Origin of the sequence: Streptomyces sp. NPDC019531 (assembly GCF_044903305.1) — a bacterium.
Classification (GTDB): domain Bacteria; phylum Actinomycetota; class Actinomycetes; order Streptomycetales; family Streptomycetaceae; genus Streptomyces.
In genome coordinates, this window is sequence record NZ_JBJDQL010000011.1 from 37895 (window position 1) to 53468 (window position 15574).

Annotated in this window: 17 protein-coding genes and 1 pseudogene; 7 read left to right on the forward strand and 11 right to left on the reverse strand. The window is 70.8% G+C overall.

The features are described 5' to 3' along the window. Positions 1–39: 39 nt before the first annotated feature. The 4 genes from ACI2L1_RS15885 to ACI2L1_RS15900 all read right to left on the reverse strand — a co-directional run bounded on the left by ACI2L1_RS15885 (position 40) and on the right by ACI2L1_RS15900 (position 1887). The gene (locus ACI2L1_RS15885) at positions 40–672 is read right to left on the reverse strand and encodes a helix-turn-helix domain-containing protein (RefSeq protein WP_404739902.1); all 633 of its coding nucleotides are present in this window, start codon (positions 670–672) and stop codon (positions 40–42) included. Positions 673–717: 45 nt separating this feature from the next. Beyond that, on the reverse strand, positions 718–1074 hold the full coding sequence (locus ACI2L1_RS15890; protein ID WP_404739903.1) for a hypothetical protein: 357 nt from the start codon (positions 1072–1074) through the stop codon (positions 718–720). Then, positions 1071–1352 (reverse strand): hypothetical protein, encoded by a 282-nt coding sequence (locus ACI2L1_RS15895; protein ID WP_404739904.1) that lies wholly within the window; start codon positions 1350–1352, stop codon positions 1071–1073. Before ACI2L1_RS15895 ends, ACI2L1_RS15890 begins: the two co-directional genes overlap by 4 nt. A gap of 82 nt (positions 1353–1434) precedes the next feature. Then, positions 1435–1887: a potassium channel family protein gene (locus ACI2L1_RS15900; protein ID WP_404739905.1), complete on the reverse strand. Its 453-nt coding sequence runs from the start codon at positions 1885–1887 to the stop codon at positions 1435–1437. A gap of 159 nt (positions 1888–2046) precedes the next feature. Here ACI2L1_RS15900 and ACI2L1_RS15905 point away from each other — a divergent pair, with 159 nt between their 5' ends. From ACI2L1_RS15905 to ACI2L1_RS15920, 4 genes are read left to right on the forward strand one after another with little or no spacing between them, the layout of a single operon-like run. Beyond that, positions 2047–2859: an SAM-dependent methyltransferase gene (locus ACI2L1_RS15905; protein ID WP_404739906.1), complete on the forward strand. Its 813-nt coding sequence runs from the start codon at positions 2047–2049 to the stop codon at positions 2857–2859. 39 nt (positions 2860–2898) lie between these two features. Further along, on the forward strand, positions 2899–4302 hold the full coding sequence (locus ACI2L1_RS15910) for a glutamine synthetase family protein (protein WP_404739907.1): 1404 nt from the start codon (positions 2899–2901) through the stop codon (positions 4300–4302). A 2-nt stretch (positions 4303–4304) separates the two neighbouring features. After that, positions 4305–5492, forward strand: a complete 1188-nt coding sequence (locus ACI2L1_RS15915) for an amidohydrolase family protein (RefSeq protein WP_404739908.1) — start codon at positions 4305–4307, stop codon at positions 5490–5492. Between the two features lie 33 nt (positions 5493–5525). Further along, on the forward strand, positions 5526–6062 hold the full coding sequence (locus tag ACI2L1_RS15920) for an NUDIX hydrolase family protein (protein ID WP_404739909.1): 537 nt from the start codon (positions 5526–5528) through the stop codon (positions 6060–6062). Positions 6063–6074: 12 nt separating this feature from the next. Here the strand turns inward: ACI2L1_RS15920 and ACI2L1_RS15925 are convergent, their stop codons facing one another. From ACI2L1_RS15925 to ACI2L1_RS15935, 3 genes are all read right to left on the reverse strand, one after another. After that, positions 6075–6404, reverse strand: coding sequence for a DUF2218 domain-containing protein (locus tag ACI2L1_RS15925; RefSeq protein ID WP_404739910.1), 330 nt, complete (start codon positions 6402–6404; stop codon positions 6075–6077). Between the two features lie 109 nt (positions 6405–6513). Further along, the gene (locus ACI2L1_RS15930; RefSeq protein WP_404739911.1) at positions 6514–7443 is read right to left on the reverse strand and encodes a carbohydrate kinase family protein; all 930 of its coding nucleotides are present in this window, start codon (positions 7441–7443) and stop codon (positions 6514–6516) included. Then, the gene (locus ACI2L1_RS15935; RefSeq protein ID WP_404739912.1) at positions 7440–8117 is read right to left on the reverse strand and encodes a class II aldolase/adducin family protein; all 678 of its coding nucleotides are present in this window, start codon (positions 8115–8117) and stop codon (positions 7440–7442) included. Before ACI2L1_RS15935 ends, ACI2L1_RS15930 begins: the two co-directional genes overlap by 4 nt. A gap of 128 nt (positions 8118–8245) precedes the next feature. On the opposite strand from ACI2L1_RS15935, the gene ACI2L1_RS15940 reads away from it, so the two are divergent. The 3 genes and pseudogenes from ACI2L1_RS15940 (at position 8246) to ACI2L1_RS15950 (ending at position 10225) form a co-directional block, all read left to right on the forward strand. Further along, entirely contained in the window at positions 8246–8905 is a 660-nt protein-coding gene (locus ACI2L1_RS15940) for a TetR/AcrR family transcriptional regulator (protein WP_404740060.1), read from the forward strand. 26 nt (positions 8906–8931) lie between these two features. Next, positions 8932–9159 (forward strand): DUF1905 domain-containing protein, encoded by a 228-nt coding sequence (locus tag ACI2L1_RS15945; protein WP_404739913.1) that lies wholly within the window; start codon positions 8932–8934, stop codon positions 9157–9159. 71 nt (positions 9160–9230) lie between these two features. Continuing rightward, positions 9231–10225 (forward strand): annotated as a pseudogene (locus ACI2L1_RS15950) (glycoside hydrolase family 43 protein). A 57-nt stretch (positions 10226–10282) separates the two neighbouring features. On the opposite strand, the gene ACI2L1_RS15955 reads toward ACI2L1_RS15950, so the two are convergent. From ACI2L1_RS15955 to ACI2L1_RS15970, 4 genes are all read right to left on the reverse strand, one after another. Next, positions 10283–11653 carry a HupE/UreJ family protein gene (locus ACI2L1_RS15955; RefSeq protein ID WP_404739914.1) on the reverse strand — a complete coding sequence of 457 codons (1371 nt, stop codon included), beginning with the start codon at positions 11651–11653 and terminating at the stop codon, positions 10283–10285. Beyond that, positions 11653–12774 (reverse strand): DUF3500 domain-containing protein, encoded by a 1122-nt coding sequence (locus ACI2L1_RS15960; RefSeq protein WP_404739915.1) that lies wholly within the window; start codon positions 12772–12774, stop codon positions 11653–11655. Before ACI2L1_RS15960 ends, ACI2L1_RS15955 begins: the two co-directional genes overlap by 1 nt. A 155-nt stretch (positions 12775–12929) precedes the next feature. Next, positions 12930–14204 carry a hypothetical protein gene (locus ACI2L1_RS15965; RefSeq protein ID WP_404739916.1) on the reverse strand — a complete coding sequence of 425 codons (1275 nt, stop codon included), beginning with the start codon at positions 14202–14204 and terminating at the stop codon, positions 12930–12932. A gap of 22 nt (positions 14205–14226) precedes the next feature. Beyond that, positions 14227–15498 (reverse strand): neutral/alkaline non-lysosomal ceramidase N-terminal domain-containing protein, encoded by a 1272-nt coding sequence (locus ACI2L1_RS15970; RefSeq protein WP_404740061.1) that lies wholly within the window; start codon positions 15496–15498, stop codon positions 14227–14229. Between the last annotated feature and the right edge of the window lie 76 nt (positions 15499–15574).

Below are 15574 nucleotides of genomic sequence, written 5' to 3' on the forward strand. Positions count from 1 at the left end.
ACCATCGAGTCAACGACCGACCGCGAGAGGTGTCAAGCGTCACTGAACGCTTTGGCCGGCGACGAACCAGACACCCACGGCCGGTGCGTCGCCGTCGTTGCGGTAGCGGTGGGGGGTCGTGGACTCGAAGCAGACGGCGTCGCCGGGGCGCAGGACCTGCTCGTCGAAGCCGAGGGTGAGGACGAGCTCGCCGGAGGTCAGCCAGCCGTACTCCGTACCGGGGTGCCGCATCAGGCCGCCCGAACCGGAGGAGGAGCCCCCGGGCCGGTAGGTGACGAGCAGGAAGTCGACGTCCGTGCCCGGGACGTGTCCGAGCCGCTCCCACACGACTCCGGAGTCCAGTTCCAGCACCTCCCGCTCACCGGGCGTGACCAGGGGGCCCATGCGTCGGCCAGGGTCGGCCGCGAACGCCGCCAAGGCGTGCACGACCGGGGCCGAACTCGCCGCCACGGCGGCCTCCCGCACCTCGAAGAGGGTTTCGACGGAGATACCGAGAGCCGTCGTGATGCCGTACAGCGTGCTCACCGACGGCTGGCTCTTGCCGGTCTCGATCTGGGAGACCAGGCTCGCGGAGACGCCGACCTCACGGGCCAGTGCGCGCAGGCTCAGGCCGCGCTCCAGACGCGCCTGCCGGATGCGCGCGCCGACCGACGGCACGGGGACAGGGGACACGGGCGGGCTCCTCTCCTGTGCAGCCCCATTGAACAGCCCGGCCCCTCACCCGGGGAAGACCGCGCGCGTCACTCGGGAAGGACGGCCCGCACCTCCCACCCGTACTGGGACGGCGGCCCCACATGCAGTTCCCAGCCCATCGCGTGCCGCCGTACGTTGGTCAGGGCCTCCTGCACCACCCGGAAGGCCGCCGCCAGGACCTCGTACGGGAGGTCGCCGGTCCTTCTGGATGGGGCTCGTGAAGCCGTCGACGAGACCGGCGATGCCCGCGAGGTCGGCCGCGTCGTCGGTGTCTCGCAGGACGCCGACCGTGCGGCGCATCGACGCGAGCGCCTCGGTCGCGGCGCGCTCGATGTCGGCGAGGACGGGATCGAGTGCGTCGGAGTCGGTTCCCGCCATCATGCGAGCCACCTGGGTCTGCACCAGGATGCGTGGGCGACGAAGTGGTGCAGGTCGGCGGCGATGGCCAGACGCTCGGAGCACGGGGTCTCGCTCACGGCGACGGTCCGCCGGTGGTCCTGCGAGCGCAGATACGCGGCGAACGCCACGGTCAGGCCGATCAGAACACGCCACCACCGAGGTGCGCGGACAGTGCCGTACCGCGATGAGCAGCAGGCAAGCAGGATCGCCGGCGCGCCCGGCCCGAACAGGGCGCCGGAGCGGACCACCGAGTCGACCATGCACAGGAGGGAGGCCCCTGCCGTACGGCGGTGATCGCGGCCGGGGCCTGGCAGCACGGACTCGCCCGGCCGGAGGGCTGAGTCACCCCTTCCTCCTCGCCGCGACAAGCTCCTCCAGCCGGTCGAAGCGCTCGTGCAGGGCGTGCAGGGTCTCGGCCTCCACCTGGTGGAGGCCATGGCGCCGCTTCTGCTCCCGCGCCACGAACCATGTCGCGAGGGCCGCCGTGACCATGCCGTACGTCGTGATCCCGACGACCATGACCACCGTGCCGACGACCCGGCCCCAGGGGGTCACGGGGTAGAAATCGCCGTATCCGACGGTCGTCGCCGTCTCGACCGACCACCACAGGGCCTTCGGGTACGACGTCAGATTGGCGCCCCTCGCCCCGTTCTCGGCGACGACGACCGCCCAGGATCCGGTGAGCATCACCACGAGGAGCACGGCGGTCGCGCCGCCCGCCGCTTTCAGATGGAGCGAGCGTCCCTCCCGGCCGAGCAGCAACTCGACCGCCCTGGTGAGGAATCCGGGCAGCATGTTCACTCCTCGCGCCAAGGGTCGGTACCGGGCCAGTGTCGCCGTCGGAAGATCCGCGGGCATCTCGGACGGGGCGTTCAGGTCGCCGTTTCCGGGACAAGCTGATCATCGGACGGCACAATGGCGGCAACGGCAGCGGGTACGAGAAGGAGCACAGTCGTGAGCGAGAGCCACACCCCGTCGGGTGCGTCGGCGAGGCTGAACACAGGTGTGGCGCACAACGCGCGCGTGTGGAACTACTGGATCGGCGGCAAGGACAACTACGAGGTCGACCAGCGGGTCGGCGACCATGTCGCCGGGATGTTCCCGATCATCCGGGAGATCGCCCGCGCGGACCGCTGGTTCCTGGGCCGTTCGGTGCGCTTCCTCGCCGAGGAGCAGGGCATCCGGCAGTTCCTCGACATCGGCACCGGACTGCCGACGGTGGACAACACCCACGAGATCGCCCAGCGCATCGCACCCGACGCGCGGATCGTCTACGTCGACAACGACCCGATCGTCCTCGTCCACGCCCGCACCCTGCTGACCAGCACCCAGGAGGGCGTCACCGACTACATCGACGCCGACGTCCACGACCCGGCCACCATCCTCGAACGCGCCGCGCAGACCCTGGACTTCACCAAGCCGGTCGCGGTGATGATGCTCGGCATCCTCAACTTCGTCCTCGACACCGAGGAGGCACGGAGGATCGCCCGCGAGGTCATGGCCGCGATGCCGGCCGGCAGTCACCTCGCCCTGACACATCCCACGTTCGACGCGGAGCTCGGCGGCGAGGGCCAGATCCCGGCCATGAAGTTCTGGAACGAGAACGCCACTCCGCCGATCACCGCACGCAGCGGCGAGGACATCGCCGCGTTCTTCGAGGGGCTCGACCTTCTCGAACCGGGCCTGGTCTCCTGCTCGCAGTGGCGCGCGGAGTCCGACTCCCCGGCCGTGGTACCGCAGTTCGGCGCGGTGGCCGTGAAAGCCTGACGCGGGATCCGAACCAGCCGAGCCCGTCGTGGAGGACGTATGACCACCCTTGCCGACCCCGTCCCCGGCGGCCGCCCCGGTGACGTGGACCGGGCGACCGCGGTCAGCGACGAACTGTTCAAGAAGGGTGTGCGCGGTGTGGTCCTGGCCTACGTCGACACCGCGGGCATCTGCCGGGTGAAGACGATCCCGACCGCGAAACTCCCCTCCGCCGCGGCCTGGGGCGTGGGCATGTCCCCGGTGTTCGACACCTTCCTGGCCAACGACTCCATCGTCACCACCGACACCCTGGGCTCCCCCGACGGCGATCTGCGCCTCTACCCCGACCTCGACCAACTCGTGACGCTGGCCGGTCAGCCGGGCTGGGCGTGGGCACCGGTCGACCGGATCACCCAGGAGGGCGAGCCGCATCCGGGCTGCTCCCGCACGGTCCTCAGGCGGATCGTCACCGAGGCCGCCCAGCGGTACGGGATCACCTTCAAGGCGGGCGTCGAGATCGAGTGGGCGGTGGGCCGGGGCCCGGCGGCCGACGGTCATTTCGTACCCGCGGTCGCGGGACCGGCGTACGGCGCGACCCGGCAGGTCGAACTCGGCGACTACCTGGCGGATCTGCTGGCGGCCTGCGCCGAGCAGGGCGTCGAGGTCGAGCAGCTCCATCCCGAGTACGCGGCCGGGCAGTTCGAGATCTCGACGGATGCCCTGGACCCGGTGGCGGCGGCCGACGTCAGCGTGCTGGTACGGCAGACGATCCGGGCGGTGGCCCAGCGGCACGGTCTTGTCGTCTCCTTCGCCCCGTCGGTCTTCGCGGAGGGCGTCGGCAATGGCGGCCACCTCCATCTGTCCGCCTGGCGCGACGGGGTGAACCTGCACTCCGGCGGCAAGGGCCGGTACGGCATGACGCCCGAGGCCGAGTCGTTCGTGGCGGGTGTCCTCGCCCACCTGCACGCGCTCACGGCCCTGACCGCGCCGAGCCCGGCCAGCTATCTGCGCCTCAAACCCTCCCAGTGGGCGGGCGTGTTCACCGCGTGGGGCCGTGAGACCCGGGAGGCGGCCGTCCGGATCGTCACCGGCACGGCGGGCCTGACCGACCGGGCCGCGAACCTGGAGCTCAAGCCGGTCGACCTGGCCGCGAACCCCTATCTCGCTCTCACCGGCCTGATCGCCGCCGGACTCGACGGCCTGACCTCGTCCACCCCGCTGGCCGAGGAGATCACCGGCGACCCGGCCCTGCTCGCCCCCGACGAGGCGGCCGCCGCGGGCGTACGCCGGCTGCCGACCTCCCTCTCCCAGGCGGTCAGGGCGTTCCGCGCCGACGAACGCCTGCGGGCCGCCCTGGGCCCGGTCCTCACCGACGCCGTGGTCGCGGTCCGCTTCGGCGAGGTCGACTCCGTGGCCGAGCTGGACGACGAGCAGATCGCGGCGGCGTACCGCTGGAAGTACTGAGCATGAGCGGACCTCGCCTGGAATCAGCGGGTACGGGCGCGCACCCCGTCCACGACGTCCTCTCCGCCGCCCGGCTCGTGGATCACCACTGCCACGGAGTCGTCACCGGCGCCCTCGACCGGACCGGTTTCGAGTCGCTGATCACCGAGGGTGCGGTCTGGCCCGGGATCTCCCCCTTCGACAGCCCCGTCGGCGTGGCGGTCCGCCGCCACTGCGCGCCCCTGCTGGACCTGCCCCGCCACGCGCCGCCCGAGGACTACCTCGCCCGTCGCGCCGAACTCGGCCCTCGGGAGGTCAACCGGCGCTTTCTGACCGCCACGGGCACGGACGTGTTCTGCGTGGACACCGGCTACGAGACGGAACGCCTCACCACCCCGGCACAGCTGGCGGAGGCGGCCGGCGGGACGGCGTACGAGGTCGTACGGCTGGAGCGGGTCGCCGAGGGTGTGGCGGCGCGGGGCGTGGAGGCGCGCGCGTACGCCGACGTGTTCCGGGCTGCCGCGCTGGAGGCCGTGGGGCGGCCGGGTGTGGTGGCCGTGAAGTCGGTCGCCGCCTATCGCACCGGTTTCGATCTGGACCCGGCCCGCCCCTCGGATCCGGAGGTCACCCGTGCCGCCGCCGGCTGGCTGGCCCGCGGTGGTCGACTGGCCGATCCCGTCCTCGTACGGCATCTGCTGTGGACCGCCGTGGATCTGGGGCTGCCCCTCCAGCTGCACACCGGGTTCGGCGACAGCGACATCCGGATGCACCGCGCGGACCCGACCCACCTCACGGACTGGCTGCACCTGACCGCCGGCACGATCCCCGTTCTGCTGCTGCACTGCTGGCCGTATCAGCGGCAGGCCGCCTATCTGGCCGCCGTGTTCGAGCAGGTGTACCTGGACGTGGGCCTCACGCTGCACTACGTCGGCCCCGCGCGGTCCCGGGCGATCCTGGCGGAGGCGCTGGAGATCACGCCGTTCCGCAAGCTGCTGTACAGCTCCGACGCGTACGGAGTGGCCGAATTCCATCTGCTCGGCGCACTGGCCTTCCGGCAGGGACTGGCCGGTCTGCTGCAGGAGCGGGTGGACGCCGACGAGCTGAGCCTGCCGGACGCGTTGCGCATCGCGGCCTGGACGAGCGGGGACAATGCCCGCCGCCTCTACGGACTTCCTGCCCCTGCCCCCGTCCCACCAGGCGAGCGCGACTGAGCGCCCGCCGTCCCCGGAAAGTATGATCCAGCAATGTCTGACTTGACCGAAACCACGCCCGGCTGGCTGAGCGCCGACGATCTCGAGCAGGCGCGCGCCCGGATGCCCATCCTGTACGTCGAGGCCGTGCCCGTGCGCGTCGACGACAGCGGCGAAGTCACCAGCGTCGGCCTGCTGCTGCGCATCGGCCCCGACGGAACGGTCAGCCGGACGCTGGTCTCCGGCCGCGTTCTGCACCACGAGCGGGTCCGGGACGCCCTGCTGCGCCACCTGGAGAAGGACCTGGGGCCCGTGGCACTGCCCCGGGTCCCGTCCTCGCTTCAGCCGTTCACGGTCGCGGAGTACTTCCCGACCCATGGGGTCACGCCGTACCACGACCCGCGCCAGCACGCGGTGTCCCTCGCCTACGTCGTCCCGGTGGCCGGCGACTGCCGGCCTCGCCAGGACGCCCTGGACCTGGTGTGGTTCAGCCCGCAGGAGGCCCTGTCGCCGGCGGTGGAGAGCGAGATGCCCGGCGGTCACGGGGTGCTGCTCAAGCAGGCGCTGGCCCATGTGGGCTGCGTGATCTGAGGTCCGCCGGCGTCAGTCGGTGTCCTTGCGCTGCGTGGTGCCGGGCTCGCCGGTGTCCCGCGTCCACTCGACGACGAGTTCGTCCTTGGTGCCGAAGCGGACCAGGTGGCTGCCGACCACGCCCTCCAGGAGGTCGAGATGCTCGGCCTCCGTCTCCAGCGTCAGCAGCAGCGCGCCCTCGGCCGCGGTGAGGGAGCCCTTGCCTCCGTTCTGGAACAGCAGGGTGCCCTCACCGCTCTCCTCGTCCCAGCTGGTCTGGCTGCGGCGGCCGAGGTGCGAGGCGAGCTGCTTGGCGTAGCGGTGGGGGCGGTCGGTGGTGACGCGGGCTTCGGAGCGGGGCATGGGGCGACTCCCTGTCGTGCGGTGCTGCGGGACGACTCGATGCTCCCGCAACACCGTGTGCGCTGGGCCCATTCCCCACCCGTCACAGCTCGCAAGGTATGGGTGCGGATCAGGCCCGGGTCTCGCTCGTCATCGAGAACTCGTCGGCCTCCGCGAGGTCGAACTCCCCGTGGTCGCTGCCCAGTCCCTGCGCCACCAGAGCGGCCGCGGCGCATCCGAGCACGGCCGCCTCACGCGGGGTACGGGCCAGGCTCATCCCTCGCAGGAAGCCCGCCGAGAAGGCGTCGCCGCAGCCCGTCGTGTCGATGACCTCGACCTCGAAGGCGGGGACCGTTTCGGTGCCCTCGGCGGTGACCAGGAGGGCGCCGTCGCCGCCCCGGGTGACCGCGACCAGGCCCACTCCCTGGGCCAGGAACTTCTTCGCGCCGGTGACGAGGTCCTGTTCCTCGCTGAAGCCGAGGACCTGGTCCTCGTTGGGGAGCAGGAAGTCGACGTACGGGAGCAGCGGTTCGATCTGGTCGAAGGTGCCGAGTTCGCCGGGGGCGAGGAGGTCCACCGAGGTGACCACGCCGTGCTCCTTGGCGTACGCCAGGATGCGGGCGGCGACCTCCGCGCCGATCAGCTCGGGTCCACCGAGGTGCAGATGGCTCGCCTCGGCGACGGCGTCCCAGGGCACGTCGTCGAGGCCGTAGGTGATGTTGGCGCCGAGCAGGTGGAGGGTGGGGCGGTCGCCGTTGGGGCGGATGGGCAGGACGGTCGCGGAGGTGGAGGTGTCCCTGCGCCGGACCAGCAACTCGGTGCCGATTCCAGCCCTGTTGAGGAGCTGGGTGAGCAGGTCGCCGGTCGGGTCGGTGCCGATCGCTCCGGCGGTGCGCACCGAGGCACCCAGCTTGGCGAGGGTGAGCGCGGTACCGGCGGCCGTGCCCGCCGCGGTCATGCGGATGTCCTCGACCAGGGTCGCGCCCTGGCCCTCGGGTATCTCCTCGACCGGCCGGACCAGTACGTCCAGCACGTGCACACCCATGGTGACGACGTTCATCTCTTCCCCTCCTGTGCGGATTGCGTGGTGCCGTAGTTACGGGCGAGAGCGGCTTCGATCACCGCGATCTGCTGCTGTTCGTCGAGGATGCGGGGCTTCCCCAGGGCGGCCGCGCGCTGGTAGACACCGCAGGCCCACTCCAGGAGCAGCGCGTGCTCGACCGCCTTGCCGAGGGTCGGGGCGTGGGTGACCGCGCCGTGGTTGGCCATCAGCGCGGCGCCCCGGCCCTCCAGCGCGGTGAGGACCGACTCGGCGAGTTGCGGGGTGCCGAACGTGGCGTACGGCGCGACCCGTACGGTGCCGCCGAGGGCCAGCAACTGGTAGTGGATACAGGGCAGTTCGTCGAGGACGAGGGAGAGCGCGGTGGCCATCGGGGCGTGGGTGTGCACGACCGCGGTGGTGCCGTAGCGGCGGTAGACACCGAGGTGGAGGTCGAGTTCCGAGGTGGGCAGCAGCCTTCCGGCCACGATCTCTCCGTCGAGGTCCACGACGGTCACCTGGTCCGGGGTGAGGTCTGCGAGGACCGCGCCGGTCGCGGTGATCGCCACGCGGTCGTCGACGCGCACACTGACGTTTCCCGCCGTACCGATGAGCAGGCCCTCGGCCCCCAGACGGCGGCAGGCGTCCGCCACGGCGGTCCGCTCCTCGCTCAGCGCCGAGCTTGAGTCGGTCATGCGCGCGACGCTAACCTAAACCTGAAACAAAGTCACGTTCACATTCGGAGGTCGTCACGTGAGTGAGCGAAGGTCGTTTCGTGGGTGAGCCCGGCTCGGACGCGGTGGGTGATCCCGGCCCGGTCGCGGTGAGTGAGTCCACCCCGGACGGCGACCAGGCCGCGTGGATGGCCTCCCTGCGCCGCACTCCCCAACAGGCCCGCAGCCGGGCCCGGTTGGCGCGGGTGCTGGACGCCGCCGAGCGCATCCTGGTCGAGGAGGGCGTCGAGTCGCTCACCACGACCCGGATCGCGTCCGAGGCACGGGTGTCGGTCGGCTCGCTGTACCAGTACCTGCCCGACCGCGGCGCCATCATCGAGGCGCTCGCGGCCGGTTACTTCGCGAAGCTGGAAGCGGCGATGGACGCGCTCGTCGAGGCCGCGTCCGTCGAGCGCTGGGAGGACCCGGTCGGCGTCCTCATCGACGCGTACGCCGAGATCTACCGCACCGAACACGGCTTCCGCGCCCTGTGGTTCGGCAGCGGACTGACCGAGCGGACCCGGGCCGCGGACCGTGAGCACAAGCGGCGAATGGCCGACGGAATCCGCCGCGTCCTGCTCGCCCTGCGCCTCGCCGACGACGACGAGAACCTCACCCGTGTCTGCCACGCCGCCATGCTGGCCGCCGACGCCCTCGCCCAGGAGGCCTTCCGCCGGGACACGAAGGGGGACACGGCACTGCTTGAGGAGGCGAAGATCCTGCTGCGCGGTTATCTGACGGACATCGCGGCGCGGTACAACGTGTCCTGACGTTCCTCTTCTACGGACGGGGCCTCATGCAACTCACCTTCACCGGCCGGGTGATCGAATGGCGCGGCCCGGCGCCGTACTGCTTCGTCCCGGTGCCCGACCAGGAGTCCGCCGACATCGGCGAGGTCACCTTCACGACGTCGCTCTTCCCGAAGGACGGGAGTTGTCTGCTGCCGCTCAAGCAGGCGGTGCGGCGGCCGGAGGGGCCGGCGGCGGGGGACGACGTGCGGGTGGAGTTGACGGTGCGCTGCTGACCTGGGCGGGTGATCACACGCGGACGTATCGTTCAGCCGTGACCGACACCGAGCCCCTGCGGCTGCCCGACATGCCGTTGCACGATCCGTTCGTCGTCGCCGACGAGGAGACGCGGACCTACTACCTGTACACGTCCAACGAGCCGTCGGTCTCGGTGTGGACGGCGTCGGGACCATGGTCTACCGGAGCCGGGACCTGCGGGACTGGACGCGGCCCGTCGTGGTGTTCCGGGTGGGCGAGCAGGAGGGCATGTGGGCGCGGGACGGCGGATGGGCGCCGGAGGTGCACGCGTGGGGCGGCAGGTACTACCTGTTCACCACCCTGCACGACGAGGGCAGGACGCTGCCGGTGCCGCCGTCCGGGCGGTGGGGTACGCCCTTCCAGTTGCCCAACCATGCGCGCGGCACGATCACCGCCGTGTCCGACTCCCTGCTGGGGCCGTTCAACGTCGTCGACCCGGCCCGGCCCACCCCGCCCGCACACCTCATGACCCTCGACGGCACGCTGTACGTCGACCCGGAGGGGCAGCCCTGGATGGTGTACGCGCACGAGTGGCTGCAGACCGTCGACGGAACGATGGAAGCCGTTCGGCTGGCTCCCGATCTCACAGGAACCGTCGGGGAGCCCGTCTTCCTGTTCAAGGGCTCGGACGCGTTCTGGCTCGGTGAGCAGATCCCCGCGGGCGTACCGCACCAGCTCGCGCCCTACGTCACCGACGGCCCGCAGCTGTACCGCACCCCTGACGGCGCCCTCCTCATGCTGTGGTCGACGTACGAGAAGGACACGGCCGGTGCGGACGGCACCGTCAGCGGCGGCTATGTGCAGACCTACGCGGTCTCCGAGTCCGGTGAGCTGACCGGCCCTTGGGAACAGCGCCGACCCCTGGTCCGGGACGACAGCGGGCACGGCATGCTGTTCCGGGTCTTCGACGGCCGGCTCATGATGATCCTTCACCGTCCCTTCGAGAACGCGCGCGGGAAACTGTACGAGGTGGGGTTCGAGGGGGATGAGCTGCGGGTGCTCCGGCAGTGCACCGACCTCGACGGGGACGGGCTCAGCGCCTGAGGCCCGCGTTCGGCCGGCCACTGTTCCACCCCGGTGGCCCTGGGTGTCCCGCTGACCTCACCGCCGGGCGAACAGGAGGGTCCGCCGCCATTCGACCAACCTCACGGGCAGGCGCCGATCCCGCAGCCCCGTCCACAGGACGGAGAGCACGGCGGCACCCATGAGCACGGCGAAGAGCTGGGAGGTGTGCGCTCCGGCGCTGTCCGCGGCACGGGCGACCCGATTCGGGAGACCGAGCCGGTCGACCAGCCAGCCGAGGGCGGCGCCGGCCGTCAGCAGCGCGCAGGCGCAGCGCACGACGGACTGTCTGCGCAGCCGGGTCAGCAGGAGCAGGCTCGGCAGGGCGAGGAGGACGAGCAGGAGCTGCACGGCCTCGATGCCGAGGTTGAACCCGGCCAGGCTGAGGGCGAGTTGGGAGGTGGACAGGCTCATCTCGGCCAGGACGAAGGAGAATGCCATGCCGTGTCCCAGCCCGAAGAACCCGGCGACGACGGCCTCGCGCCCGGGAAAGAGCGGCCGGATGGCGTGGACCGCGCCGACGAGGATGCTGAAGGCGATGAACGCCTCGACCGGCTGGGCTGGGATGTCGAGCTTCCCGAAGGCGCTCAGGGCGAGCGAGAGGGAGTGCCCGACGGTGAACGCGAGCGTGGTGCGGGCGATGCGGCCGACGGCGGTCCGGACACTGACCGTCCCGCGCCAGCGGTTCCCGGCCGCGAGGAGCGGTGCGGGCAGCAGGAGGATCAACAGGAAGAGCAGGTGGTCGGTGCCTTCGAGGATGTGGGTCGCACCGAGCCGGAACATGGCGTACGTCCCGCTCCAGACGCCCCCGCTCTCCAGGTCGACGGTGAGGGCCGTGACCTTCATGGTCCGGGTGTCGGTGCGGATGACCCCCACCTGGGTGGCGTCGTCGCCTTCGCTCACCTTGCCGGTGGCCCAGTCCTGACGGACGGAGACCAGGGCGGTGTGGGTGACGACCTGGTGGACGACGGCGTCGTAGCCGAGGACGAAGTGGCGGGTGTCGCCGCCGGGCGGTGCGGTGAGCGTGGCCCGCACGGTCAGTTCACGGTAGGGGCCGGTGGAGGTCTGTTCCGCCTGGCTGAGTGCGACGGCACCGAAGGTGACGGTCCACGCCTTGCCCTGGAGGGTGGTGGGGCGTAAGTGGGCGGCGAGATAGCGGCGGACGGCCCCGGTCTGCCCGGCCACCGTGGTGTCGGTCAGGTCGATACCGCTCGCCGTGGCGAAGTCGGCCACCGGCAGTTCGAGTTCGGCGGTCACCGATGTCTCGTGCACGTCGAGCATGACCACCGAGTGCGGCATGGGATGCGCGGCAGCCGGCGGCGCTGCCAGAAGCAGCGCCGCCGTCACCACCGCCGCGATCCCGGCCATCGTGCGCAGCACGGATGACAGTGAGATCGGCAGGCGGCTCATCAGAACGAGAACTCTCCCCCGTAGTCGGTGTTGTGGTCCCGATAGACGGTGTGGTAGTGGATCTGGCTCTGGTAGACCACGCCGTTCTGGCAGACGAACTCGATCCATACGCCCGGTCCGTCGATGCGGACGTAGTCGCCCTGGGCGTCCAGGCCGGTGCTGCCGGAGTACGAGATGTAGGTCTCGTCGAGTTCCGACTCATAGGTGCTGAGCACGGAGGCGGCCGTGTCGTCGTCCGCCACCTCGACCCACGGGGCCATGGCGTCGAGCACCAACTGCTGTTGGGCGTCGGTCAGTTCGCTGACGGCGAGGCCCTCCTTGGTGGACGGGAACTGGCCGTCCTCGTCCGGGCCGAGCAGTACGTCGCTGAACGACTCGGAGAGCTTCGCCTCCGACAGTTCGGTGCTGCTCAGGCTTTCGAGCATGGCCAGCATTCCGTCACGCTGTGCGGACAGGGGTTCGTACGTGGTGCCGCTGTCGGTCCAGCTGGTCGGCTCGACCCCGATGAAGAACGGGGTGGAGCCCTCGACCGCCCCGTCCGCGTAGGTGAGGTTCACCGCGAGGTGGTGGCCGCCGAAGTGCAGCTGCCAGGTGCCGCTGTCGCTCGGGGTGCCGAGGAACGCCAGGTAGTAGTTGCCGCTGCCGTAGCCGCTCGCGGTCTCCCCGAGGACGTCGTCGGCGGCCAGGATCTGGGTGATCTGGTCGTATCCGGTGCCGCTGCCGGTCCCGGCGGCGGCCTCCAGCACGGCCTTGGCGGCGGTGAGCTGGGTGTCACTGAGCGAGCTCAGTTCGATGCCGACCCGGCAGGTGGAACCGCACGGGAGGTTGGACCAGGCGGTGGCGTTGGCCTCGGTGAAGTCGAGGAGTACTTCCGCCTGCTGGTCGTCGTCCAGGGTGGCCACGAAGGTGTCGGCGGCGTCCACGACGTCCGAGACGGATACCGTGGACGCGGTGGAGGAGGTCGTGGCCGTCGAGGCGCTGGAGGAAGAGCTCTCGTCGACGGAGGCGGCGTTCGCGGTGGCGTACAGCCCTCCGAGGAGCAGGGCGGTCGCCGCGACGAAGGCTCCGGCGATCTTCTTCCGTCGCTGTGGCGACCTGCGGTGTGCGTTTGTTGACTGCAATTCAGCTTTCCCTTTCAGGGGAACTCAGTGTCGGACGACGGGAATTCGATCGCTTGACACTGTGATTGCTGCCTTACAGGACAATCAGTTTCTCATGATTTTTTGTCAACTCGCTTCAGCTTCAAGTGAGTTGACGATGAGTCAGTGACCGTCAGTCACATGGATCGCAGCATCTCCGTGATCCGTTCCGCCACGGCCTCGGCCGCGCCCTTGCCGTAGCGCGAGTTCATGGACTCGTAGGTGATCCGGTCGTAACTGCCCGCGTCCGCCATGTACTTGGCGGCGCCGTTCACCATGGTCACGACGCAGGTGTCCGGGAAGGGTGACGCGGCCTTGAGAGCGAGGCCGGTGCCGGCGTTCAACTCAGCCTGGGTGCCCACGAACACGGTGTCGCCGATGCGCGCGATGACGACCGGTGCCTCGGTCGTACCGGCCGGGGTGAAGTCGTAACGCGTCGTCGGACGGAGCGCGTGCAGACCGGCCGGCGGGACCTGGGCCGGAACTCGCACGGTGTCGTGGAGCACGAGCAGCGGCGCCGTGGGCACTGTGGTCCGGATCGTGTCGGCAACCCGCGTGGCCGCGGTGGCGAGCCGTTCGCCGAGGAGATCCATAAGGGCGTACCCATCCTCGTGCAGGTCGCTCTGCCGCACTTCTCCGTGCTCGTCGACGGTGGTACGGACGGTGGAGAGAAAGGGGGCCTGATCTCCTGCGGCACCGACGAGGAAGAGGGCCACGGTGCCGTCGCCGTAGTGCCGCTCGATTCGCTGAGCCGCCGCGCCGGCCAGGTCGGCCGTGACCTCCCGCCCCCCGGCTCGCGTGACGGAGCCGTTCATCACGGACGACTGGACGGCGTGGTTGACGAGGACGGCGATGGGCCGGCCGTCCGGGCCGTCGAGACGGGTCACGCCGACGTCGGGGTCGGTGGGCCCCGCGTCGTCGGCTCCGAGCCACCAGCCGTGAGCCGTGGCCACGTCCCGGCACACGTTGACGCGGCAGGGGGCCCGCCCGAAGCCCGTACGGGCCGGCCTCAGGGTCGCCGCCGCCTCGGTGGCGGCGCGTCTGACGGCATCGTCGGTCGCCGCGCTCAACAGGGCGTTTCTGTCCCGCTCCCGTTCCGGTGTGCGGTCAGGGGGAAGGACGTGGGGGGCGGAGAACGTATGGCTCGCGATCACCAGTGAGCGGGTCGGGTCGACACCGCAGACCTCGTGGAGGAGTCGCTGTGTGCGCGCGATCTGGTCGTCGAAGATCGACGTCTGGTCGATCACCGTCAGTGCGAGCCGGCTCGCCCCGTCGTCCAGGACGAGCACGCGTGCGTGCAGAGGGTCGTGGACGGCGGTGAAGCCGTCCACCGGGAAGAGCGAGGGCGGCAGGTCGACAGCTGCCTTGCCCGCGCCCGCGGTCAGGCCCCGGCCAGTGGCGAAGAGGGTCATCGGGTCGTCTCCGTCGCGTAGGTCAGTTCAGCCGGTCGCGGATCATGCCGACGATGCCGCCGACGATGGCGGCCTCGGCGTGACCCCGCGCGATCGGGCAGCCGTTGACCGAGTGGACGGGCCGGTCGAAGCGGGCGTCGTCGGGGAGGTAGCCGATGCGGTCGTTGGCGAGCGAGATCAGTACCGTGCGGGAGAGCGGCGACTCCTTCTGGAGCCGCCGGTGAATCTCGGTCACGACCTCGCCTGACACGCCGGCCAGTGCCACCTCGTTGAGACGGATCAGGGCCAGGCGCAGCGGCACCGTGTCGACGGCCTCCTGTCGCATGCTCTCCATGACGTCATGCCCGGCTTTCACAGGGCAGGGCACCGTCAGTTGTCCCGCGTCGATGCGCACCACGCCCGTGAGGCCGCCGAGCCCGCCCGCGACCCGTACCACCTCGGCGCCGACGATGAGGCCCTGGGCGTCCATGGCCGCGTAGGCGTGGGCCCTCTGAGGTTCGGTGGGAGCGACACCGAACGGGACGCCGAGGTCGACCCGGGGAGCCTGGTCGCCGAGCGCTCCCGGGGTCCACAGAGCGACCACGTCCCCGTCGTACCGCTCCTCGACATAGCGGCAGGCGGCACCGGCCAGGTCCGCGCTGACCTCTCCGGTGCCGAACACCACCGTGGAGTGCACCGCGTAGTTGACCAGCAGGGCGATCGGTGTGCCGTCCAGCGCCTCGAACTTCAGGACCGAGACGGTCTTGTCGGACGGGCCCTCGGGGTTGTGCCCCAGCCTCCATCCGTGCTCGGTGTACGTCTCCCGGTTGACGTTGACGTCGGCGGTACCGGTGCCCGCGCCGAAGCGTGCCGGGCGGGCGCCGGCCCGGGCCTCTCGGAGCGCGTCGACGATTCGGTCGTAGACGGTTTCCGTGTAGGCGAACGACTCCGGGCCGCCCGCGTGGGCGAGTGCGCCGGGCGAGACGTCCGCGATCCTGGGCGCGTTGTGGGTGTGCGTGGCCGTGATCATCACGTGGTCGGCCGGGATGCCGAGTTCCCGCTCGATGCGCTCGCGTACCGGGGTGATGTCGCCCGCCTCGATCAGGTCCAGTGACACCAGGGCCGTTTCGGTCTCCCCGTCGGACAGGTAAAGGGCCCGCAGGAACAGCGGGTCGTGGACGCCGGAGAACGCGCCGGGCATGGGGTGCAGACCGGTGAGGTCCACCGGAGTGATGTCGGCTTTGGTGACGCCCACGCGCAGTCCCGGCTCCGGGCGCCTGGGGTGGGTGCCGGGGGGACGCTCGTCGTGCTCCACGGTCAAGGCTGCTCCTGGTCGCTCGGGTGGTGCGGGTGGTGGCGGGGCTGTGCGTGACGGGGGCACGGGCCCGTGG